Raw genomic sequence first — 21688 nt, 5'->3', positions numbered from 1 at the left:
TCGCCTCACTCGTTTAATTTATTTATTGTTTTCCTGACGAACCAAATCCGCCTTTACGTTCTGTATCTGCATCATCATTGTCTGCTTTAAGAAACGGCAAGAAAATTCCTTGCCCGATTCGTTCACCTTTTTTGATCGTGATATCCGTCAAGCCGAAGTTTGAAAATTGGAACATGATATGGCCTTCGTTGTCTGGATTATTGTAGTAATCGCTGTCGATCACGCCGATCCCGTTACTTAATGTAATGAATCGTTTCAACGGATTGCTTGAACGATTGGCAAGCTGCAAGTATTCATCTTCTCCCATATATGCCTTGATTCCTGTTGGGACAAGGACGGGTTTCACGATTTTTTCGGATGCTTCTGCACCTTTGGTAAAGTGTGCGATCACTTGCTTCCAAATCGCTGGGATCACGACATCTTCTCCCGCTTCAAAATCATAGCCTGCGGCATTCTTTGTTGCTCGTTTTGGCAAATGGATCGCCTTATCTTGATACGCTTTAATTACTTCAAAACCACGTTTGCTCATCGTAAACCCCTTTTTTTACTTCCTATTTAAAGAATTTTTCAACCTGGAGATCCGCCGACTCCTGCGTGTCCTCTTGCATCTGCCACTGTCGAAACCGTTCTGAGACAGACAAATTCTTCGATAACACCCGCATGACAGGTCGAATTTCCTTTGTGAAATATATTGCTATTCTACCATAGAGCAGGCGGCTGTTAGAAAATCTTTTGCGAAAACTCTATGGAAATTTAATGATTTTTTCTTGTACTAGATTAATTTTCACTGATCCGCTGATCCAGCGCCGGCAATCGATTGATGTACATCTCGATTCGTTTGGCATACGAGGGATTTTCCTCATAGGTCTTAATTTGCTCCTGCAGCGTCTTGAGGTCATCGGTCACGATCCCGTTGACGTTCAGCGAGACCATTCGATCCATGGCATCAGCGTTATTGACTGTCCACGCATACACTTCCTTATCCTCTTGATGGGCTCGTTGAACAAAATCGCTGGTCAACGTCGTTTCCTCCATCGTATAGGCATTTGCTGGTGTCTGCGGGAAGACTAAATTATAAGGCAAGATATAACTGACATACAACTTTGGTGCCTTGTCTTTCAACGCTTTTACCACATTGTAATCCAAAGAATGGATACGGTGATGATTAGCTAAAATAGTCTGCTGATACTTCTCGATGAAATGATCCACCATGTCTTCGGAATCATCGGCGTTCGTTTTGATCTCGATCAGCAGCTTTTGATGGTGCTCATTCGCAAAAGCCAAATAATCATCAAAACTTGCCACAGGCGCCACATGACCGTTCTCCACCGCTTGCAGATCTTGCAGCTCGATCAAGGTCATTTCATGAGTCGTCCGGTCTCTTCCCGTGAGATTTTTCAGATTTTTATCATGGAACACGACAAATTGACGGTCCTTGGTTTCTTGAATATCCATCTCAATGTAGTCCGGCTTTTCTTTGATCGTAGCCGCCATCGCGGGGATCGTGTTCTGCACGCCATTGCCATTATCGACCCCTCGATGGGAAATGGTAAACGGCTTGGAATCCTCCAGCCCCGTCAAATACATGACATTGCTAAACAGGATCGACCCGCCAAAAAATACACATAGTGCTGCCGCAGCGATTCGCGTCCATAAGCTGGGACGGATCATACGCAATGGCCGTTCCCCGCTGATCACCAACGGAAAGAATTTTTGGACTAGAACACTTAAATACAGTACCGTCGCCCAAGCCAGCATCAATTGACTGAAAAATTGGATGCTCGTTAATGTGACCATTGCCCCGATCGCAGGAATCGGACGCGGAAATAGATCCAGCAGCACTTGCAACACGTAACTTGCCCCGTACCCTACAAAAGAAATAATGGATAAAAAGGTGGTCAAAAGAAAGATACGCCATGCATAGTGCCAAAACCGATGATGCGTCAACTCTAAACTTTTGCGCACGGCTTCTTTAGGAGCGGCGTCCGAGAAGATCATCAGCGGAAGGACAAACAATAACCGAATCCCAATATAGGACACGAGCAACGAAAGAACCATTAATAATAGAAGAAAGGTTAGATGCTCATTCAAATACTCTATTATAAAAACCGGGATCGTTACTTTGCTCAACAACGGAGTACGGAAAATGGCATTGGCAAAGGGAAGGATCAATACAAAATAAAATAGGAAGAAAAAGAATGTTGCCGGACGCAAATGCCGCATATGGTAAAGTGATTGCTTAAAAATCTCCCATAACGAGCGGTCCTCTTTTGTCTGGATGCTTTTGATCCCAAACAACTGGAACGTAAACTGCAAGAAAATCACCGTCAATATAACTGCCAGCAACAATAGCAGAGCGATCAAAACAGCGGGATGCTGGGTGATTATCGTGACGATATTCGTGTTAGAAACATACGGGATCTCTCCCTGTTTCAAAATGAATGCCGTTAGAAACTGAAAAAGCGGGATCGCCAACATCTCTAAAACAATATTCGTTCCAACAATCAAAAGGATATAACTCCCCCAATGACGCAGAAACTCTCGTGAATAGGTGAAAAAAAAACGCAATGAAGACATCTTATTGACCCTCCCTTAAATAAAGTTATTGTTGTATGCCTATTAACCTGCTAAAGCAGGAAGTAGAACTGGCCGCTATTTCCTGCTCAAAGTAGTCATTTTTTCCTGAGAAAAAATGAGCCCTATTCTCATCACGCATACCATTCTACTATCCTGCTAAAGCAGGAAGTAGAACTGGCCGCTATATCGAGCTCGAGGTAATTTTTTTTTCCTGAGAAAAAATGAGCTCTATTCTCATCACGCATACCATTCTACTAACCTGCTGAAGCAGGAAGTAGAACTGGCAAAAAATCGGGCACAGGGTTATGTGTCCGATTGGTTTTGACGTTTGCGATCGTAATCTGGATCGAATTCGTCGGTTTCGATGTAAATATACGCCTTCTTATCCGGCAAGGCTCGGCGAATCACTCGTTCGATTTGATTGACGATATCATAGCTCACGCCTTCGTAGGAATCGGCGATGTCGATCTTGGCGGCGATCATGACTTCTGTTGGACCTAAATGGACCGTTTTGATGTCGATCACTTTTTTTACTTCGTCGCGTTTAAAGGCATCTTGGATTTTCAGCAAGTCATTTTTAGAGACACTTTCTCCTATGATCAAGCTGTAAAACTCCCGAGCCAAAAAGATCGAAGCAAATAGCAGCATCATCCCGATCAGCAGACCGCTCAATGCATCAAACATCGGATTCCCAGTGACCATCGTCAACAGCGTCCCGATTATCGCGATCACCAACCCGATCACGGCACAAAAATCCTCCGTAAAAATAATCAAGATCTCGCTGTGACGGCTTTCATGTAAAAACTTAAATAATGGCAATTTTTCTGTATTTAATTCGTGGATTTCTTTCACCGCCACACGCAGCGAACTGCCTTCGACGAGAATACCGAAAACCAAAATACCTAACACGATCAATGGATTGGCGACTTCGTGACTGGGATGAAACAGCTTCTCCACTGCTTCCCAGATCCCTAGTGCACCCCCACCAAAAAATAGCATCGTGGCAACGATCGTACTGAAAAAGTATTTGGCACGCCCCTCACCAAACTGGTGCAGCTCACTTTGCCCGCGAGCGGCCCGTCGATCACCAAACAACAGTAAGATTTGATTGCTGCAATCTACCACACTATGAATGCTTTCATTCATCATTGCTGCACTGCCGCTGAGCATGTAGCCGATAAACTTGCTGACCGCCACCAGCACGTTGGCAAATAGCGCCGCCAGGACCGCCATTGATCCTTGCGTTTTTTTCTCTTCCATGTGATTCACTCGCTTCCTAATAGTTCCCATTATAAAGCAGAATCAAAAAATCATGAACGCAAAGCTCTTAGGAACCTTACTTATTGTTTCTGAGACTGTCGAAAGCTGATCCAAGGAGAAAAACTGGCCCGTTTGACCTCTGAAACTGTTCAAAAAATCTATCCGTATACAGCAGCTATGTTTTAAATTCTGTCATATTCCCGCGGAACCGCAACGGCAAATGATTTCGTTGGGCTCTGTAATTTGCCCGCTCCTCAATCGTGACCGCCTGTAAGAATGTCTTCCATTGGTGTTGAATGGCCTGTTCGTCGCCTGCTTCAGAAAGTTCTGGACAGGTGGTATTTTCCATGAGGTGGATACTGCCATGATCGATGATCCCTAAAACTTCATGGGTCTCGTCGTAGATCATGATCTTTTCCTGCGGATAACGTTCCGCAAAGTGGGGGCAAAGGTACGGCATCACATAGTGCTTCGGGGCGATTTTACTAAATAGCACCTCACCGACGTATTCAAAGCGAACAAAGCCGGTCAAGGCATGGTTTTCTCCTAGCAGTGTTCGAATGCTTTTCCGCAATGCCAAGATGGATGGATGCCCCAAATGATTTTCCAATAGGTCTTTGGTTTGCAACGAAATTTCGATGGCATCCAATAAATAACGTTCTTTGCCTTCAAGCGTGGCATAAAACCCATTTTGAATGAACAAAAAATTTTCCGGTCTCACTCGCTGCCGCAAACGACGGTAAATTTTCTCGCCACGAATCGGATCTGTTTCCACCCATTCCGTTAAAAATAAACTTTCCACCGCGGTCTCCGGCGATAAAATCACTGCCGGAAACTGCTTCTCACGAAAACTACGATCCACGATCGTCATAAATCCAAGAAAGCTGCCATCATATTCCCAATGTTCTGCCGACTCGCGCATGGACGTCACCTACTTTTCGCATGTTCAAACCGCTCCACATCAAAGAGCGACAGTTGTTCACTCGTGGATTGTGTGTTTTGTTTTTTCAGTACATTGTATTGCTTTGAAGAAATCAACGAAGCGATGATCCACTCAGGGTCCTTGATCAAACCGGCAGGTGTCTCATGGTTGCAGGCGATAAAATACTGTGCCCGTTTGATCACGATGCCTAGTTTTTTTAAATCCGTCAGATGCAGCCGATAATACTTTCGTGCTTTGACGATATTTTGCGCGCTTTTCGGACCGATCCCGGGGACCCTCAGTAAATCATCATAGGTGGCGGTCTGGACATCTACGGGGAAGCGCTGATAGTTTTGGACCGCCCAATTGGCTTTCGGATCAAGGTAAAGATTAAAGTTCGGCTTGTCTTCTGACAGAATCTCATCCGCTGTGAATTTGTAGTAGCGAAGCAGCCAGTCTGCCTGATACAAGCGATGCTCCCGCAGCAATGGCGGCTCTGTCGTCACAGCAGGCAATAAATTGTCCTGATTGACTGGGATATACGCCGAATAATAGACCCGTTTCAATTGATACTTCTGATACAAATTCTCTGAGATTTTCACGATCGAACGGTCACTCTCAGGGCTAGCCCCGATGATCATCTGCGTAGACTGACCGGCGGGGACAAAGCTTGGGCCGCGTCGAACCGCTGGCAAAAATTCCTGTTCTTTTTTTACTGTCGTGATTTGCTTCATTGGTTTATATAAGTCAAACGGGTCTTTGTCCGGCGCCAGTAACTTCAAGCTCTCGCGGGAAGGCAGTTCAACATTGACGCTCATCCGATCCGCCAGAAAGCCCAGTTGCTCGATCAATTTTTCATCCGCGCCAGGTATCGCCTTGACATGGATGTAGCCGCGAAAGCCTTTTTCTTCACGCAAAATTTTCAAGGTCTTGATCAAAAGCTCGCACGTATAGTCCGCATTCTTAATGATCGCTGAACTTAAAAACAAGCCCTCGATATAATTGCGCATATAAAAATCCATCGTTAGATCCGCCACTTCCTGCGGGGTGAACGTCGCCCGCGGAATCGCATTGGATTTACGATTGATGCAGTAGTGACAGTCAAAAATACACGCGTTCGTAAATAATAATTTTAATAACGAGACGCATCGGCCGTCGGGGGTAAAGGAATGGCAGATCCCGGATACCGCCGTACTGCCGACTGTTCCTGATCGGGTATTGTTCTCCACGCCGCTGCTGGAACAAGAAACATCATATTTCGCAGACTCCGCTAAAATTTCTATTTTTCTTTCCAGTTCCATCGAAAATCACTCCTTATTCGTAGTCGCGGAATCGCTCCACACGATACGAACGTATGTTCTTATTTAACCAGATAACTGCTGTTTTGTCAAAAAAGAATTTGATAGATACTGCTAAAGACGGATGAAGCGGGCCCAAGACTTCCCTATAATTTAAAGCAATAGAAGGAATGCGCATCGAACCTTTCACAGGCGATAAAAAATACGGACTACGAAAAATGGCCTGATTCATACACGGTGTTCGGTCGTATACTGCTTGAACATACAGGCGCCAACCTAAAAGGAGTGTGATAAAAATGGAAAGAAAACAATATGTTTGTGAGAAGTGTGGGGGGCAGCATTATTTGTCCGATCAGTTCCAAGCAACGGGTGGGAATTTTGCGAAGATTTTTGATGTCCAAAATAAAAAGTTTATTACGATCAGTTGTAAAACATGTGGATTTACAGAGCTTTATCGTGGGGAAACGTCAGATGGCTGGAACATCCTCGATTTCTTGATGGGTGGAGGCTAAACAACAAAAAAAGCGGCGCGCGCCGCTTTTTTGTTTGTCCAGGATTATCGAACCACTACTGCGTATTTTCTTGCATTGTAGATGTTTTCGAAGGTCGTGCGGTTCACCCAGTAAGAGCCGCTGATCGGATCGGACACATGGACTTGGTTGCCCGCCTTGTTGTAGCCGTCTAGCGTAACTGCATGGTTGTTGTTGGCAGCGACACCGAAGTTCCAATTCCCCCAACGGATCGGTTGGAAGTTGATCGTCACCCACGCCACTACGGGATTGCCATTTTTGACTTCGTTGATCAATGTATTCATTGAACTGCCTGAAATGTTTTGGACGTTTCCATATTTTTGTCCCCAGCTCGTTAACGGTGCTGGATAGATCGCTGAATACGTATAGGAATTTTCAACAAACGGAGATCCTACAAAACCGTTGTTCGGATTCCCATTCGGTGATTTCGGGATCGTGTTCAAAAACGAACGCAGGCTCCAGCCGCCTAGCTTGCCTTTGTATTGCAAAGCTTGAAGCAAGGACGCGCCTTCACAGCCGCTGGGTGCTCCCAGGGCATATTGATTGTAATTCTTCACACCCAATAAACGATAGTCTTCATGACTTTGTTCACCGCCGCTGACCGCGTACCAAGCAATTCCTTCGTCACGCCAACCCGCTCGTTTTAGATTGTCCCGCTCTGAAGTGATGGGGGTATAATGATGCGCTCCTGATCGCGCATTTGGATTGTACAACCGATACAATGGAATCCCTGAACTTGGTGAATACCAAGAGATCCCCTCGTCACGCCAACCTACTTTTTTCAAATGATCTCGTTCGCTGGCGAGCAAGGTGTAGTGATGGTCTCCAGCGTTTGGATTGTAGAGTCGATACACGGGATTTCCGCCAGTCGGCGCTTGCCAGCCGATCCCTTCATACCGCCAGCCCACAGAACGCAAATGGTCCCGTTCACTGGTTGTCTTCGTGTAAAAATGCTCCCCGCTATTTGGATTGTACAGACGGTACATGGGAACCGATGCCGCAGCGGCGCGGAAAGACCGGGCATTGCCTTCTCGCAGCTCCTCCTTCGGCGCTTGCGTCGCATTCGCTTCATCTTGTCCGTCTTTATGCGGCGGCTCCACTTCCACGACTTCCCCGTTGACCACGGCGGTCTGAGTTTCCGCAGCTGTCTCTGGCTCTTGAGACGCTGGTGCGCTCTGCACAGTGCTTTCCCCTTCAGCCGGTTGGATAGCGCTTTCGGAAGTGTCACTCTTACTTGGTGCAGAAGGTATTTCCGATACGCTCGTTTGCGCAGCATCTTCAGCTTGGATGACCGCTGGTGCGGCAAAGGCTGATAAGGTAACCAAACAAACCAGTAATACACGCTTTTTCATTTGAACATCCCTTTCCTCATTCTATACTTCAATTGACAACTTTCATTTAGAAATCAACATATTGATTATATCAATTATTTCATTATACTTTGTATCTTTTTTTTCGTCGTTTAATACGCTTTCCAATAAAAAAACTCCGCGAGTTTACGCGAAGTTTAAACGAACATTGTTATTCCTTACTGATCGAAACACGGGTCGGGCTGACCCACGTCCCTGTGCCGAATCCTAAAATTGTTTTGATAGCCGGGATAAATGTCGTCGCGATCGTCAGCACATTCATCATCCAATAGATCAACATATAGAATGGCGCAAAAATCAGGTATTTCAATTTTCGCCCACTGTCATCAATGATCAGTGCTGCGGCCACTTGCATGAACCCTGCCAGCATCTCAAAATTCACAAAGATAAAGGACAGCGCCAGCATATGGAAGATTCGATCGTAGTCTCCCAGGACAAACGCATGGAGCATCGTTCCTAGAAAGGCGGCTAAAAATACCCAGTAATACAAACTCCAAAAAATACTGAAGGTTTGGTCGATGAACAGTAAAAACTGTTCAAAATATTTGATGGGATGCAGCGGCACTTTCTTCATGTTTGTCAACCACACTTCTGTACCGCCTTTTGCCCAACGTTTCCGTTGTCGATAGAGCATCTTCAAGGTGTTGGGCACCCCCATGAAAAACATGATATCTGGTGCAAAGGTCGGAATCCAACCGTTTAATTGTTGATCCCACGCAATACTGATATCCTCTGTTGCCCGGTCTTGGCGAAACAGGCCGACATCGATCAACGCATCTTTCCGGTACATCGTGTTCGCACCGCTATAGGCATACATCGTTCCCAATGTACCGAGCTGCCCGCGTTTGATCACTCCGACGATGCTGGAAAATTCAACTGTCTGCGCCTTTTCAATGATCTTCGAGCGATTTTGAACATCCATATTACCTGTTACAGCCGCCACGTTTTGATCTGCCTCGGTCATGAAATAATTCATGTATTTCCAAAGTGCATCCGCCTCTGGGATCGTGTCAGCATCGTTGCTTAATATGTATTCGCCCTTCGCAAAACCTACTCCGATGTTGAAGGCATAGGCTTTGCCTTTGTTTTTCTCGATTCTCAGAACCCGCAACCGAGAATAGTTTTTTTGCAGACGCGCCAATATCTCAGGTGTCTGATCGGTCGATCCGTCGTCTGTCACGAGCACTTCATAATTGTGGTAGTTCAGTTCATTCAATAAATACGTTAGCGTCTCCTCGATCACCACTTCTTCATTGTGCGCAGGCACCATGATCGTAACAAAGGGTTCCTCTGAAACGGGAATCTCTTCGAACGTCGTCTTTTTATGACGAAAAAGCACTCGATAAAAAATGACTTCGATCAGCCAAACAAAAGCGCCGAGAACAGGGTAACTGACTAAAATAAACAACAGGACATTCAACACTGCACTTAAAACGGGGTACCCTGTATCAATCGCCATCTTACTCTGCCTCCTTATAATGTTCACGTATCGTGTCATCTGCTAGATTTTTATCCTCTGGGACAGAATAATAGCGCACCTCGTGACGAAGCGCCTCCGAGCCAAAGCGTTCTGTATAGAAGGCATTCAACGCCGCCTTTCGAGCCTGCAAGCCTTCCTCATCATACAATTTTTCTACTTTTTCATGGTGCGTGATTCGATGATTGTTTCGCACTGTCAGAAAAAATACGCCCAGAATGATAATGCCTAATGAAACAAGAAATTGAAACCCGGTATGATAATAGATGGCTTCTCCAGTACGATCATTCCACACATGGTAAAATGCCGAATCATTTTTTAAAAGTGTGGATGAGACGGTCCAATAGATAGGGATCGATACAGCAATCCAACCAACGATCGTCAGTAGACCAATATAGAATTTGTTCCACCAATGTCCTTTTTCAAAAAAGTGATCACTTACAAAACGCTTCTCTGCCTCATGGCGATTCTCTTGATTTTTCATGCCTGTCCCTTCTTTCTCCACCATTATGACTTCGTTTTCTGAAAACACAACATTTTTGCTTTCATAATTTAAGGCGGCTTAATTTTTATTCACTGCAACGAAACCGAACCAATTTTGTTACAAATGGTTTATTTCTTTTTCCTGACCTCTACGCTAAAGTGGAAACAAGGAGGAGGAAAAAAATGAAAAATCAGAAAAATCCGATCGCGAACAACTTGCGATCCTTACGAAATCGAAACAAGTGGTCATTGGAATATGTGGCCGAACGCTTGGAGGTCTCGCGTCAAGCCGTTGCGAAATGGGAGAATGGGGATTCTTTACCAGATATTTTGAAATGCGATGCGCTTGCCAGTCTCTACGACGTTACTTTGACCGATCTGATCCGGCATAACCAGGAGGAGGACGGTCTGCCCATCGGTCCGGCAGGCAAGCACATCTTCGGGATCGTTCCCGTCGGTGCCCGCGGTCAGCTCGTTTTGCCTAAAAAAGCCCGAGACCTGTTCAATATCCAGACTGGCGACACGCTGGTCGTTCTTGGGGACACGAACCCTGCTTCCAAGGGCATCGCTTTGATCGACAGCACGACCTTCATGCAAATGACTGGGAATATGATGGAAACGATCTTTGAACCAAAGGAGGAGGACGCTTGATGAATCTGTTGGAAGTTTCGGAGCTCTCAAAAAAGTATCCTACGTTTTCATTGAACAATGTCAGCTTCCATATCCCAAAAGGGGAGATCGTTGGGTTGATCGGTGTCAACGGTGCGGGGAAAACCACGATTTTAAAGGCCTTGCTGAATTTGATCCCTGTAGATCACGGGAAAGTAACGATGTTCGAGCAGCTTTTTTTGGAAAATGAACGTGCCTGCAAACAGAAAATCGGGGTCGTTCTAGGCGGCATTGATTTTTATAAAGAAAAGAAAATCAGCGATATCACAGCTGTTACAAAAAGATTCTATACTGATTGGGACGAAGCCGCTTATCAAAAATTCTTGACGCTCTTTTCTTTGGAGCCAACGAAAAAAATCAAGGAGCTTTCCGCCGGGATGCGGGTAAAGTACTTAATTGCCCTGGCGCTCTCCCATCAAGCGACGCTCTTTATTTTTGACGAACCTACCAGCGGACTCGATCCTGTATCCCGCGAAGAGCTGCTAGCGATTTTTCAGCAGATCGTCAAAGACGGGGAAAAAAGCATTTTATTCTCTACCCACATTACCTCAGATTTAGAAAAATGCGCCGATACGATCATTTATATTAAAGAAGGGACATTAATCAAAGCCGCGCCGAAAAAAGAGTTTATTGCCTCTTTTCAAACGCTAAAACGCCCAGAGGATGTCGGAGACCTTACGTTAGAGGCGATTATGGTTCGGATGGAGGAAAAACACTATGATTTCTAACTTACTATATAAAGAGATTCGGTTAGCTGCACATCCCAATTTGTTTATCTTTTCACTGATGGGGCCGCTAGTATTGGTTCCCGCATACCCGTATACGATGGTCTTTCTCTTTAGTCTGATCGGAAACTTCGTAAATTTGATGTATACCCGAGAGACCAGCGACATCTACTACTCTGCACTGCTTCCGTTAAAGCGCTCAGAAGTCGTTTTGGGAAAATGGCTGGTCCTGCTGGTCTCCCAACTGTTGACGATCGTGCTCTCTATCCCCTTTGCCTTTTTGCGATTGCAGCTCCTGTCCAAACCCAATCCAGTAGGCATCGAAGCAAATACGGCTTTTTATGGATTCGGACTGATCCTTTTTGCCTGCTTCAATTTTCTCTTTTTAACAAGCTATTTCAAGACTGCTTATAAAGTAGGGATCTCTTTCCTAAAGGGCCTGATCCCAGCAACGATCCTCGCCATGATCGTAGAGGCGCTGGTCCATTTTCCAACGCTTGCGTGGCTAGAGGACGTTACCCTTAAAGGACAACTCAGACAGTTGCCTATTTTAGCTGCTGGAATACTGATTTACGTCGTCATGATGTGGGGGACCTATCGCGTCTCTGTCCGCCGCTTCCGTCAGGTAAATCTTTAACAGAAAAAAACCGTTTCGATCCATCCGATCAAAACGGTTTTACTTTTCGAAATATCCTGACCAAGAGCGGCCATCTTCGTTTAAGCTTGCGCCTACAAAGACCTTTTGCGTTGATTTCCTCACACGTTCCCCCTCGCCCGTCAAGTCCTCCATCAACTCTTTGTGATGCGAATAGGTCACTTGATCCAACTCGTTCAAGTCACGATTCGTACAGGTTGCCTCACTACGCTCGGTTTGCTGCGAAGTCGCTGCCTTTGGAACAGCCGTTTCTTCTACTTCGCCCTTTTGCGTGACCTGAAAAATCAAAAACGCCGCCACCACTACTCCAACTAGTAACACGATTTTCTTCATTGCGTCCCCCTTGCAGCATACTCTTCCTTTTTAGTATGCCACAATTGAAAACGTTTTTGAATAAAAATATGAATGACTGGTATAATCAGATTTTTTTTCCGAATAAAAATTTTATAACTGATGACTTTTTAGTTAACTATGGATTTTCCACTGCCTCTATACTACTCAAACTCTTCGTATTCATTTGGGTCTTGGTCATCGATTCGTCCATCTGCTTTTTCCAGTAAATTGATCCGACCCACTTCTTCTTGCGTCAATTCAAAATCGAAAATAGCCAGATTTTCCCGTTGATGGATCAGGTTGCGGGATTTTGGAATAGGAAGGATGCCCCGTTCTGCGTGCCAGCGCAAAATAATTTGGGCCGGTGTCTTTCCATGTTTTTCAGCAAGCTCCGCAATGACGGTTTCCTTCAGCGCGTCATTGCCACGGCCAAGCGGACTCCAAGCCTCCGTTAAGATGCCCCGCTCCTTGTTTGCCTTCAGCATGCGCTCCTGCACCCAATAAGGATGGATCTCGATTTGGTTGACTGCAGGCGTAACACCGGTTTCTTCGATGATTTTGTCTAAATGCTCCGGTTCAAAGTTCGAAACGCCGATAGAACGGATCAAACCCAGCTTTTGAGCACGCACTAATGCTTGCCAAGCCTCCACATACAGCCCGCGTTTTGGCAAAGGCCAGTGAATCAAGTACAGATCAAAATAGTCTAGCCCCATCCGAAAAAGCGATTCTTGAATCATCATTAACGCATCTTCGTAAGCATGGTACTTTCCTGGAAGCTTGGTCGTCACAAAAAATTCCGAGCGAGGAAGCCCCGAACGACGAATCGCTTCTCCCACGACGCCTTCACTATCATAGTTTGTAGAGGTGTCCAACAAGCGATACCCATCCTGGATAGCCGTCAATACTTGATCGACCCCTACGCCACCGCGAATCTGAAATGTTCCTAAGCCAACTGCTGGTATCTGATGGCCGTCATTCATAGTAATCAATGGTGCTTTCATCGATAAATTCCTCCTTGTGTTACAAACATTCTCATTCATTCCGTTCACTGATTGTACGTATCTACCTTAACACCTCCCTCTCCTTGCTGTTAAATCCTCTGCTCATTCCAAAAGAATTTCTTTCAAAATCACGAGAAAAAAAAGCCGGAAAGAGGTATACTACAGATTGAACACGTAAAAAGGAGAAGATTCCGATGGATTCAATTATATGTATCATCTTGGGTATGCTGTTTGCGAACGGAGTCCCTCATTTTGTTAAAGGGATTACCGGTGAAAAATGGGATGTCCCATGGAAAAAATCCGCCTCTGCCTCCACAAATGTGTTATGGAGTATCCTGAACTGGCTGATCGTCGTGGTCCTCTATGCGCTCTTCAAACCCGCTTTGAACAGTTTCGATGCCGCCTGTTTCTTGATTGGTATGGGTATCACAGGCTATTACCTTGCCTTGCATTGGTCCGAAAAAAAGAATGAAAATGACGCTGCTTAATTAAGCAGCGTCATTTTTTACGCGTCAATCTCCGCTTTTTCCTTCTTCGTCAGCTTCTGATACACCAAACGGTACGACGTCTCGATAAGCTGCTTGATCGTGTCATCGTTTAGTTCATCAGTGAGACGATTAGCCATCATTTAAATACTTTACTCTGAAAATTAACTAATTACCGCTTCAGCTTAAAGAGCGAATATCACAGAAATTTTATCAGATCTATCAAGATCTAAAAATAAGAGGCGCATTACATACGCGGCTAAACTTCCCCTAACTAAAAAATAAAAATGGATTCAAAACCATTAAAACAACTTATGCTCGGAGTCGCTCTATGCAAAATAGGACTTTTGATTACATTCAGTTATAATAATATTATTCGATCAATTTTAAAAAGGAAGTACATTATGAAAAAAACTATTGAAGTCGTCGGTGCTATCATTATCGACAATCAAAAAATATTGTGTGCGCAACGTGGGTCAGGAAAATCATTGGCACATTATTGGGAATTCCCTGGTGGGAAAATCGAGGAACACGAAACTCCTATTGAAGCTCTAAAACGGGAATTAACTGAAGAACTTTTAATTTCGGTAAACGTTGAAGAGGAGCTATTTGAATCTACTACCTATGAGTATGATTTTGGCTTTGTTCATTTAACAACTTTTATTTGTCATCTAATTGAAGGCGTACCTACACTTACTGAACACGTAAACATTAAGTGGTTACCCTCCAGCAAATTAGGCACTCTTGAATGGGCACCTGCAGACATTCCTACAGTTGAAAAATTAAAAACGACACTATAAAGGAGCTATTTCATGGATGTTTTAGAACAATCATTAAGAAAAGCATTTATCAATAGAAAAGTCGAAGGTTCTCAATACGATCCCAAACTCATTATCAATCAGCCTACGCAAAAAGAATTTCTGTTGAATGTTTTGCAAGAGGAAACTGATACCTGCGAAGATTTTTTCTTTTCAGTTGCTTTTGTGACTCAGGATGGATTAAATGCTCTTAAATCTCAGCTTTCCGATCTTGCTTCACGGGGAATATCTGGTCGCTTATTGACATCCACTTACTTAGGATTTAACCATCCTGATATGTTTGAATCACTTTTAGCTATCCCAAACCTCGAGGTTCGTATCTCGACAAAAAATGGATTCCATTCCAAAGGGTATCTCTTTTCTCAAAAAGAATACCATTCATTTATCATTGGCAGCTCTAACTTAACGATGAACGCCTTGAAATTAAACTATGAATGGAATATTCGCTTAACTTCCTACGAGCATGGTGCAGTGATTCATCAAATTCAGAACCATTTAGCTACTGAGTGGGAACAAGCTGAAATCCTATCGAATAAATGGATTACGCACTATAGGTCCACTTACAAACCAATAGTAAACAATCACGATTTGGAAGAAAAAGAAGCCATTGCTGAATTCTCGCCTCAATATATCATTCCCAACAAAATGCAGAAAGTTGCTTTAGAGAACCTACAGGAGTTAAGAGCTTCGGGGGCAGAGAAAGGATTAATAATATCTGCTACTGGAACGGGGAAAACTTACCTCGCTGCCTTTGATGTTTCACAAGCTAAACCTAAAAAAATGCTATTTATTGTTCATCGAGAACAAATTCTTAATAAGGCGAAAGAGTCTTTTCAAAAAATACTGGGTGAACCAGAAGAAAGTTTTGGCATTTTATCAGGCAGCCAAAAGGATTTGAAAGCAAAATACTTATTTGCAACAATCCAAACGATTTCAAAACCTACTTATCATACATTATTTGAAAAAGATTACTTTGACTATATTCTAATTGATGAAGTCCACAAAGCGGGTGCTCAATCCTATATCAATACCATCGATTATTTTACCCCCAAATTTTTATTAGGTATGACAGCTACCCCGGAAAGGACAGATAAATTCAACATTTTTGAGCTATTTGATTACAACATTGCTTATGAAATACGTCTACAAGAAGCATTAGAAGAAGAATTACTCTGTCCATTTCATTATTTTGGAGTTTCTGATTATGAAAAAGATGATGTGATTATTTCTGAGACAACAGATTTAAAATACTTAACAACCAAAGATCGTGTTGCTTTTCTTTTAGAGAAAATCAACTATTATGGTTGTTCAAGAAATTCTCCAAAAGGGCTTGTTTTCTGTAGTAGTAAAGCAGAAGCAGAAGAATTATCCGTGCAATTCAACGCACAAAATGTTCCGAGCACTTACTTAACCGCAGAACATTCCATTGAAGAAAGAGAAGTTCAAATCGAGCGTCTGGAATCTGGGGAAATTAACTACATTTTTACCGTAGATATTTTTAATGAAGGAATTGATATCCCAAAAATCAACCAAGTAGTTATGTTACGCAATACTCAATCTAGCATTGTTTTTGTGCAACAATTAGGACGCGGGTTAAGGAAAGATCCTTCAAAAGATTTTGTCACAATCATTGACTTTATTGGTAATTATAAAAATAATTATATGATCCCCATGGCTTTATCTGGTGATATTACGCGTAATAAAGATGCTTTAAGAAAAGATACTTTTGATACAAATTATATCACGGGGCTTTCATCAATCAATTTCGAAAGAATCGCTAAGGACCGTATCTTCAAATCAATCGATGATGCGTCCCTTGACTCAATGAAAGAACTAAGAGACGTGTATTTTTCAGTTAAAAATCGATTGAATCGAGTTCCCTATTTAAATGATTTTATTCAACAAAAAATGATTGATCCCATCCTAATCGCGAATAAATTCCAGTCTTATTACACTTTCTTAGAAAAAATTGGGGATAATGAAGGTATTTTGGATGACGTCGAAAATAAATATTTAATGGTTCTTTCGAGAGAAATTTTACCGGGAATTAGACAACATGAAATTATCTTATTGTCTAAACTAATTAATGAACAATCCCCACTTTCGTTTGAAGAGACTCAAAATTTATTTAAAGATTGTCATCTTCAAAGTGATAAAAAAACCGTTCACTCAGTATTAAGAACCTTATCTCTACAATTTTTTACTGGCGGAATTAAAAAAACATATATTGGCGCAGAAATTATTGAAACAAATAATGACGTTATCAGACTAACGAAATCTTTCCAACTTGCTTTAGAAAATGCGTATTTTAAAAAACTAATAATTGATTTATTAACTGCAAGTTTCTATAAATCAGAAGAGTTTACTCCCGAAAATCCACTAACTTATTATGCTAAATATCGTCGGCGTGATGTTTTACGGATGCTGAATTGGAAGGAACAAATGGTGGATCAAAACATCGGTGGTTATACTTATAAAGAGGGTAATTTTGTAATTTTTGTTACTTTACAAAAAGGAGAAGAGTTTAAAGGGGCTCAGATGGCTTATGAAGATGAGTTAGTTGATGAATCTACTATGCGTTGGTTTACTAAGTCTCCTCGGACCTTGAATTCCCCAGAAGTAAAAGTGCTTCAAGACACTGATCGTTGGACTATCCATATCTTTGTCAAAAAGTCGGATGATGAAGGCAAAGAATTCTATTATCTTGGTGAAGCCAAACCCATTCTAAATTCAATCAAACAATTATCAAAGAATACCCAGGATGGCAAATCTCAAAATGTAGTAGAGATGGATTTGCGGTTAAATCAGGCAATTGACTCTAAACTTTTTAAATACTTAACTTAAATCCAACAATGCGTTTGGTTCAACATTCTCTTCGCTGAGACAAAAATAGGTGCTCAAATCTTTTTGAGATTTGAGCACCTATTTAATTGAATATAAAAGTTGAAGTCTTGTCATTCTTATCCCGCTAAAAATGCTAGGATTGCCTAGTTACCGAACAGTTTACTCACAAGCAATCCTCAGTAGGCTATTTAGTCCTTTTCACAAGAATGAAAACAGATTCACTATCATTTTTTGGCTATTTATAGATAAAAAACTCCTTATAATCGGTCTGCTACTCTACTTGATCAATTAATAAGTATCTCAAATTCAGATTATAAGAGGTCCTTCGTTTCTTTATCCATGATAAAAGAAGCAAGCAACTTTTTGGAATTTTTTACTTATCCTTCAATCTCCGCTTTTTCCTTCTTCGTCAGCTTCTGATACACCAAACGGTACGACGTCTCGATAAGCTGCTTGATCGTGTCATCGTTTAGTTCTTCGTTGGCTAACTTGATCGAGTTCCAATGATTTTTGTTGGTATAATAACCCGGAATCACAACACCCGGATACATCTCCCGTAGCTCTTCGTTTTTTTCAGGTAGATTTTTCAAGGTAATAATCGTCTCCTCCGTCGCTTGATCGGTCATCAATCCAAACATCTTGCCTCTCAAATCAAAATAAAGTACGCCCCAATCCTCTCGAAAATATACTGTCGCACCTTTCAATGCAGCACCAAAAGCTTTAAACGTTTCCATTCGTTGTTGAATAGCTGACTTTTCCATGATGGCCTCCTAAGTGATTTTTTTGACCCAATCTTTGTGTAGTCTTGTGGTTATTCCTTGTATCGTTCCAGGTTTCTCATTTCTTTTCAATTGAAAATGCGTTCATACCGATCAGATTCATCAGGTTCATTCTCCCATAACCGATTTAATACAAGATGCCACCGGTAAAAATCTGACCACAAAATAGCCTTTTTATAATAATGGGCGGGTATTTCAAACGTAAAAAACGCGTAACGACCGAAATCAAGCGCCTCTTTCTCATACAGATAGTGATAACTATCTGGCCAAAGCCAAATCAACTCACGATCCAACGGAAAATCTATCCGCCGACAAAATTGCTCTTCCATCCATTTTAATGTCCATAAAGTATTGTAGACCTTCATGCGTATACTTCGTTTTGGGCTGTCTTAAGCAGTAGCGATTTTATGGCATTACCTAAGTTGGGATCTTTTTGAATAAAACCACTTCTAGTTAAGTAAGAAAAAACTGGTGTTCCTTTGTTTTTAGATTTAGGCTCGTCGGCTGGTTAACCGTAGGGCGCGATTTAAAATTATTTACTTTCCCCTAGTTTAAAATTCCTGCCTATCTTAAATTATACCCTCTACCGCATTGTCTTAATAGCTCTTTCTACTGATCTCAGATTTAGAATGGCGTCTTCGGTGGACATAGCTGCTTCAACTCGAAGGGATCTTTTTTATTTCAATAGTTTTGGTTCATTGTCGTAACGACACAGTTTTTAGTTTTTACGGCTGACAAATAGGGACAAAAATACGACTTTCCACCCTTTTACAAGATTCAATCTATCTCATCCTTCACCTCACCGTTTTTTCTTTTTCCTTGAATGGCTCTTTCCCTTTTTCGTCTGTTTATAGAGTTCGTCTTTCCGTTCACGATTTTTTTGCTTTTCACTTTTTGGTTTTCGGAAGTCGATATAGGGTTTCTTTTCCGCAGAAAGTGCCAATGACTGCTCCGGTGCAGGCGTGTTCGTTGTTTTTTCTTTTCGTTCTTCGCGGGCTTTAGAGCGATCCCCGTCATTGGCTGGCGGACATTCTTCCGCTGCGGCAGGCGCCGGAATCTCTGGCTGCGGATTTTCGCGGTCGTCTCCACGCATATCTGTTAAAACGATCCCTTCTGGCAACAGCTGTTTTACGAGTTCTAGTTTTTCATCCCCACTCAGGTTCATCAGATCAGCCATCGAGACAGTCGGTCCAACAGGAATCTGCACCTCTGATTCCTCCACGATCTCCCCTTTTTTGATCTTGAGATAGCGTGTGCAATTGTCGATCTCCGAATTTTCCAGTTTAACAAAACGGCGAATACCGTCTTTTTCAAAAATCGTCAATGTAGACAACAGCTCTAAAACGGCATCGATCTTCAAGGCGGAAGAATGCGGATCTGCATCCCGCAGACTCCAAGAATGGCTCTTTCCCACAGCATCCTCAAATGTGGAGACTAGTTTGTATTGCTGCCCTCCCATTTCTTCAGGAGACGTGGTCTTTCCGAACAAATATTTTTTGCTGTCGCTTAATCGATTGTTGTAGCGGTGGTATTCTTTGGTGTTTTTATACAATCGGCGAGTGGCCTGCTCCCACTCTTTTCCACTTTTAAAGGCCTCACGAAACAACGGGAAAAATTTTCGCAGAACATCCGTCGGTTCCTCAGATAAAAAGATATCCCTTACCAATTCGCTGCAGATTCCCGAAAAGTCGCTTATACACAAACAATGACGAATCAGCACAGCAACAATATACTGAATCGCAGCATCTGAGTCAGATAGATCCGCATACGTTTTCAAAATTCGTTTTTCCAGATTGTCTCTTCCCATCGTAAATAGTGTGATTTGCGTCAATGGTTTGGTTGGCATAAGTATTCTCTCCTTTTTAAGTGGAACATCCCGTTTATTTTTTACTTCTTGAATTTTCTCTTATTCATCATACCTCAAAATATGGTCAATTTCCGTAAAAAAATAACTCTTTATTTTTCGTTTTATGAATAAAAATGAGTATTTATTATTTTAAATCGCTTGTAATCTATATAAAAAAAGTAATCTTGATTTTCAAGACCACTTTAAATAACACTTATTCAGATATTATTGTTCGTGCATCGCTGGCAATTCATTTCTATTTAATTTGTTTACATAGGGAATCACCATGATCACGCCAGCGACGAACGCGATCCCTTCTGTAATCGTCATAGACCAGATGAGGCCGTCTAATCCGTAGAAATGATGCAGCAGTAGGACGACTGGAATAAAGAAGGTCCCTTGGATCGTTGACATGATCCCTGTCTGAGCCCCCAATCCAGAGGCTTGAAAAATCCCTGTAAACAGACCAGAAAAGCCATTAAAAACAGAGGAGACCAGTTGGGCTGCCAAGACGACCAATCCAACGTGGATCACTCGAGGATCATTGGTGAACAGATGCAAGACGGGAACGCGAAATAAGTAAACTGCCAATGCAAAAACAATTGAAATGCCGCCGATCCATAAGGAAACTTCCTTCAACGCTTCCTTCAGCCGCTTCGTATTATGAGCCGCGAAGCTGTAGGCGAACAAGGGCATCGCCCCTAAAAATAGCCCCATCGTCAGAAACTCAGGCAATTGTGTGATCCGTACAGCAATTCCAAAGCTGGCAACAACATTGTCGCCATATGCAACAGAAAAGTTATTTAATAACAAGGTCGTTACGATCATAAACGCGGATTTGAACAATTCCGAAACACCAATCTTATAGATTTCTATTTGATCCTGAACAGAAATTTTCACATGCTTCAAGAATCCTTTTAACGATTCACTTTTGTTTTCCAGAAACCAAACATAATAACTCGTTGCTGCGAGGTTCGCCACTACCGTGGAGATTCCCGCTCCGATCACGTGTAGGTCAAAGACTAAAATCAATAGCGCGTCTAAGGCAATACTGACCGCGACACTGATAAACATGCCATACATGGATTCTTTAGAAGCCCCCTCCGAACGAACTAGCTGTTCCAAAGCGAAATTCAGAATAAAGGCAAAACCGCCGGCAAAAAGGATCGTTGAATATTGTTTCGTATAAAGCAACGTTTGCCCGTCTGCCCCCAGTAGATGGACTAAGGGATTCATAAAGAGAATCGCGGCGATTCCCAGAACCACACCTAGAGCAATGCTCATGTAAAAGGAATATCCCGCTACTTTTTTGCCTTTTTGAGTCTCCCCGCTTCCGAGTAATCGTGTAATAAAGCTGCCTCCGCCAACACCAAACATATTTCCAACAGCCATCAACACGATCGTGATCGGCATCGCCAAAGTAATCGCAGACATCATATTGGTATCGTGGATCAACCCGATAAAGTACGCATTGATCAGGTTGTAGATCGTCGTCGCTGAGATACCCACCATCATCGGGATCGATAAATGAGCGATCGCCTTACGAATTGGGCTTTCTTTTAAATAGTAAATCGTTGATTCGTTTTCTTCAAATTCTTCCATGGGAATACCTTCTT

At 42.6% G+C, this 21688-nt stretch carries 21 protein-coding genes; 7 read left to right on the top strand and 14 right to left on the bottom strand.

Going from position 1 to position 21688, the window contains the following annotated elements:
* Positions 1-22 precede the first annotated feature (22 nt).
* From I592_RS00865 to I592_RS00845, 5 genes are all read right to left on the bottom strand, one after another.
* A complete protein-coding gene (locus I592_RS00865) occupies positions 23-529 on the bottom strand; it encodes a dCTP deaminase/dUTPase family protein (RefSeq protein WP_010782116.1) in 507 nt (168 codons plus the stop codon).
* Between the two features lie 248 nt (positions 530-777).
* Positions 778-2577, bottom strand: a complete 1800-nt coding sequence (locus tag I592_RS00860; protein ID WP_010782117.1) for a glycerophosphoryl diester phosphodiesterase membrane domain-containing protein — start codon at positions 2575-2577, stop codon at positions 778-780.
* A gap of 303 nt (positions 2578-2880) precedes the next feature.
* Positions 2881-3837 (bottom strand): cation diffusion facilitator family transporter, encoded by a 957-nt coding sequence (locus I592_RS00855; RefSeq protein ID WP_010782118.1) that lies wholly within the window; start codon positions 3835-3837, stop codon positions 2881-2883.
* Positions 3838-4012: 175 nt separating this feature from the next.
* Complete coding sequence (locus I592_RS00850; protein ID WP_010782119.1) at positions 4013-4759, bottom strand: TIGR03915 family putative DNA repair protein; 747 nt, start codon at positions 4757-4759, stop codon at positions 4013-4015.
* A gap of 5 nt (positions 4760-4764) precedes the next feature.
* The gene (locus I592_RS00845; RefSeq protein ID WP_010782120.1) at positions 4765-6060 is read right to left on the bottom strand and encodes a putative DNA modification/repair radical SAM protein; all 1296 of its coding nucleotides are present in this window, start codon (positions 6058-6060) and stop codon (positions 4765-4767) included.
* A 293-nt stretch (positions 6061-6353) separates the two neighbouring features.
* Here I592_RS00845 and I592_RS00840 point away from each other — a divergent pair, with 293 nt between their 5' ends.
* Positions 6354-6569 carry a zinc ribbon domain-containing protein gene (locus I592_RS00840; RefSeq protein ID WP_010782121.1) on the top strand — a complete coding sequence of 72 codons (216 nt, stop codon included), beginning with the start codon at positions 6354-6356 and terminating at the stop codon, positions 6567-6569.
* A gap of 44 nt (positions 6570-6613) precedes the next feature.
* Here I592_RS00840 and I592_RS00835 read toward each other — a convergent pair whose 3' ends face one another.
* The 3 genes from I592_RS00835 to I592_RS00825 all read right to left on the bottom strand — a co-directional run bounded on the left by I592_RS00835 (position 6614) and on the right by I592_RS00825 (position 9918).
* Positions 6614-7939, bottom strand: coding sequence for a C39 family peptidase (locus I592_RS00835; RefSeq protein ID WP_010782122.1), 1326 nt, complete (start codon positions 7937-7939; stop codon positions 6614-6616).
* Positions 7940-8108: 169 nt separating this feature from the next.
* A complete protein-coding gene (locus I592_RS00830) occupies positions 8109-9416 on the bottom strand; it encodes a glycosyltransferase family 2 protein (protein WP_010782123.1) in 1308 nt (435 codons plus the stop codon).
* A gap of 1 nt (position 9417) precedes the next feature.
* On the bottom strand, positions 9418-9918 hold the full coding sequence (locus I592_RS00825; protein WP_010782124.1) for a hypothetical protein: 501 nt from the start codon (positions 9916-9918) through the stop codon (positions 9418-9420).
* A 182-nt stretch (positions 9919-10100) separates the two neighbouring features.
* On the opposite strand from I592_RS00825, the gene I592_RS00820 reads away from it, so the two are divergent.
* Genes I592_RS00820 through I592_RS00810 form a run of 3 tightly spaced genes read left to right on the top strand, consistent with a single transcriptional unit; the run spans position 10101 to position 11948 of the window.
* The gene (locus I592_RS00820; protein ID WP_010782125.1) at positions 10101-10568 is read left to right on the top strand and encodes a helix-turn-helix domain-containing protein; all 468 of its coding nucleotides are present in this window, start codon (positions 10101-10103) and stop codon (positions 10566-10568) included.
* Positions 10565-11314 carry an ABC transporter ATP-binding protein gene (locus I592_RS00815; protein ID WP_425268417.1) on the top strand — a complete coding sequence of 250 codons (750 nt, stop codon included), beginning with the start codon at positions 10565-10567 and terminating at the stop codon, positions 11312-11314. Before I592_RS00820 ends, I592_RS00815 begins: the two co-directional genes overlap by 4 nt.
* Positions 11304-11948 (top strand): ABC-2 transporter permease, encoded by a 645-nt coding sequence (locus tag I592_RS00810; protein ID WP_010782127.1) that lies wholly within the window; start codon positions 11304-11306, stop codon positions 11946-11948. The genes I592_RS00815 and I592_RS00810 overlap by 11 nt, the downstream gene beginning before the upstream one ends.
* A gap of 39 nt (positions 11949-11987) precedes the next feature.
* On the opposite strand, the gene I592_RS00805 is transcribed toward I592_RS00810, so the two are convergent.
* A complete protein-coding gene (locus tag I592_RS00805) occupies positions 11988-12299 on the bottom strand; it encodes a hypothetical protein (RefSeq protein WP_010782128.1) in 312 nt (103 codons plus the stop codon).
* A gap of 161 nt (positions 12300-12460) precedes the next feature.
* The gene (locus tag I592_RS00800; protein ID WP_010782129.1) at positions 12461-13300 is read right to left on the bottom strand and encodes an aldo/keto reductase; all 840 of its coding nucleotides are present in this window, start codon (positions 13298-13300) and stop codon (positions 12461-12463) included.
* A gap of 194 nt (positions 13301-13494) precedes the next feature.
* Between I592_RS00800 and I592_RS00795 the strand changes: the two genes are divergently transcribed.
* From I592_RS00795 to I592_RS00785, 3 genes are all read left to right on the top strand, one after another.
* Positions 13495-13788: a hypothetical protein gene (locus tag I592_RS00795; protein WP_010782130.1), complete on the top strand. Its 294-nt coding sequence runs from the start codon at positions 13495-13497 to the stop codon at positions 13786-13788.
* A gap of 401 nt (positions 13789-14189) precedes the next feature.
* Positions 14190-14585 carry a (deoxy)nucleoside triphosphate pyrophosphohydrolase gene (locus tag I592_RS00790; RefSeq protein ID WP_010782131.1) on the top strand — a complete coding sequence of 132 codons (396 nt, stop codon included), beginning with the start codon at positions 14190-14192 and terminating at the stop codon, positions 14583-14585.
* Between the two features lie 12 nt (positions 14586-14597).
* Positions 14598-17447 (top strand): DEAD/DEAH box helicase, encoded by a 2850-nt coding sequence (locus tag I592_RS00785; RefSeq protein WP_010782132.1) that lies wholly within the window; start codon positions 14598-14600, stop codon positions 17445-17447.
* Positions 17448-17824: 377 nt separating this feature from the next.
* On the opposite strand, the gene I592_RS00780 is transcribed toward I592_RS00785, so the two are convergent.
* The 4 genes from I592_RS00780 to I592_RS00765 all read right to left on the bottom strand — a co-directional run bounded on the left by I592_RS00780 (position 17825) and on the right by I592_RS00765 (position 21674).
* Positions 17825-18208: an MmcQ/YjbR family DNA-binding protein gene (locus I592_RS00780; RefSeq protein WP_010782133.1), complete on the bottom strand. Its 384-nt coding sequence runs from the start codon at positions 18206-18208 to the stop codon at positions 17825-17827.
* An 86-nt stretch (positions 18209-18294) separates the two neighbouring features.
* A complete protein-coding gene (locus tag I592_RS00775) occupies positions 18295-18591 on the bottom strand; it encodes a hypothetical protein (RefSeq protein ID WP_139243596.1) in 297 nt (98 codons plus the stop codon).
* 434 nt (positions 18592-19025) lie between these two features.
* Positions 19026-20072, bottom strand: coding sequence for a hypothetical protein (locus I592_RS00770; protein ID WP_010782135.1), 1047 nt, complete (start codon positions 20070-20072; stop codon positions 19026-19028).
* A 225-nt stretch (positions 20073-20297) separates the two neighbouring features.
* Complete coding sequence (locus tag I592_RS00765) at positions 20298-21674, bottom strand: MATE family efflux transporter (RefSeq protein WP_010782136.1); 1377 nt, start codon at positions 21672-21674, stop codon at positions 20298-20300.
* Between the last annotated feature and the right edge of the window lie 14 nt (positions 21675-21688).

It is taken from the genome of Enterococcus gilvus ATCC BAA-350 (genome assembly GCF_000407545.1).
Classification (GTDB): domain Bacteria; phylum Bacillota; class Bacilli; order Lactobacillales; family Enterococcaceae; genus Enterococcus_A; species Enterococcus_A gilvus.
This window is presented reverse-complemented; position numbering and strand designations above follow the sequence as displayed.

Excerpts from the sequence above, each read along its gene's own strand:
- I592_RS00855 (WP_010782118.1), bottom strand. The coding sequence starts at position 3,837 with ATGGAAGAGAAAAAAACGCAAGGATCAATGGCGGTCCTGGCGGCGCTA.
- I592_RS00795 (WP_010782130.1), top strand. The coding sequence starts at position 13,495 with ATGGATTCAATTATATGTATCATCTTGGGTATGCTGTTTGCGAACGGA.
- I592_RS00780 (WP_010782133.1), bottom strand. The coding sequence starts at position 18,208 with ATGGAAAAGTCAGCTATTCAACAACGAATGGAAACGTTTAAAGCTTTT.
- I592_RS00865 (WP_010782116.1), bottom strand. The coding sequence starts at position 529 with ATGAGCAAACGTGGTTTTGAAGTAATTAAAGCGTATCAAGATAAGGCG.
- I592_RS00840 (WP_010782121.1), top strand. The coding sequence starts at position 6,354 with ATGGAAAGAAAACAATATGTTTGTGAGAAGTGTGGGGGGCAGCATTAT.
- I592_RS00820 (WP_010782125.1), top strand. The coding sequence starts at position 10,101 with ATGAAAAATCAGAAAAATCCGATCGCGAACAACTTGCGATCCTTACGA.
- I592_RS00845 (WP_010782120.1), bottom strand. The coding sequence starts at position 6,060 with ATGGAACTGGAAAGAAAAATAGAAATTTTAGCGGAGTCTGCGAAATAT.
- I592_RS00835 (WP_010782122.1), bottom strand. The coding sequence starts at position 7,939 with ATGAAAAAGCGTGTATTACTGGTTTGTTTGGTTACCTTATCAGCCTTT.
- I592_RS00830 (WP_010782123.1), bottom strand. The coding sequence starts at position 9,416 with ATGGCGATTGATACAGGGTACCCCGTTTTAAGTGCAGTGTTGAATGTC.
- I592_RS00860 (WP_010782117.1), bottom strand. The coding sequence starts at position 2,577 with ATGTCTTCATTGCGTTTTTTTTTCACCTATTCACGAGAGTTTCTGCGT.
- I592_RS00810 (WP_010782127.1), top strand. The coding sequence starts at position 11,304 with ATGATTTCTAACTTACTATATAAAGAGATTCGGTTAGCTGCACATCCC.
- I592_RS00785 (WP_010782132.1), top strand. The coding sequence starts at position 14,598 with ATGGATGTTTTAGAACAATCATTAAGAAAAGCATTTATCAATAGAAAA.
- I592_RS00850 (WP_010782119.1), bottom strand. The coding sequence starts at position 4,759 with ATGCGCGAGTCGGCAGAACATTGGGAATATGATGGCAGCTTTCTTGGA.
- I592_RS00805 (WP_010782128.1), bottom strand. The coding sequence starts at position 12,299 with ATGAAGAAAATCGTGTTACTAGTTGGAGTAGTGGTGGCGGCGTTTTTG.
- I592_RS00775 (WP_139243596.1), bottom strand. The coding sequence starts at position 18,591 with ATGAAGGTCTACAATACTTTATGGACATTAAAATGGATGGAAGAGCAA.
- I592_RS00790 (WP_010782131.1), top strand. The coding sequence starts at position 14,190 with ATGAAAAAAACTATTGAAGTCGTCGGTGCTATCATTATCGACAATCAA.
- I592_RS00765 (WP_010782136.1), bottom strand. The coding sequence starts at position 21,674 with ATGGAAGAATTTGAAGAAAACGAATCAACGATTTACTATTTAAAAGAA.
- I592_RS00770 (WP_010782135.1), bottom strand. The coding sequence starts at position 20,072 with ATGCCAACCAAACCATTGACGCAAATCACACTATTTACGATGGGAAGA.
- I592_RS00800 (WP_010782129.1), bottom strand. The coding sequence starts at position 13,300 with ATGAAAGCACCATTGATTACTATGAATGACGGCCATCAGATACCAGCA.
- I592_RS00825 (WP_010782124.1), bottom strand. The coding sequence starts at position 9,918 with ATGAAAAATCAAGAGAATCGCCATGAGGCAGAGAAGCGTTTTGTAAGT.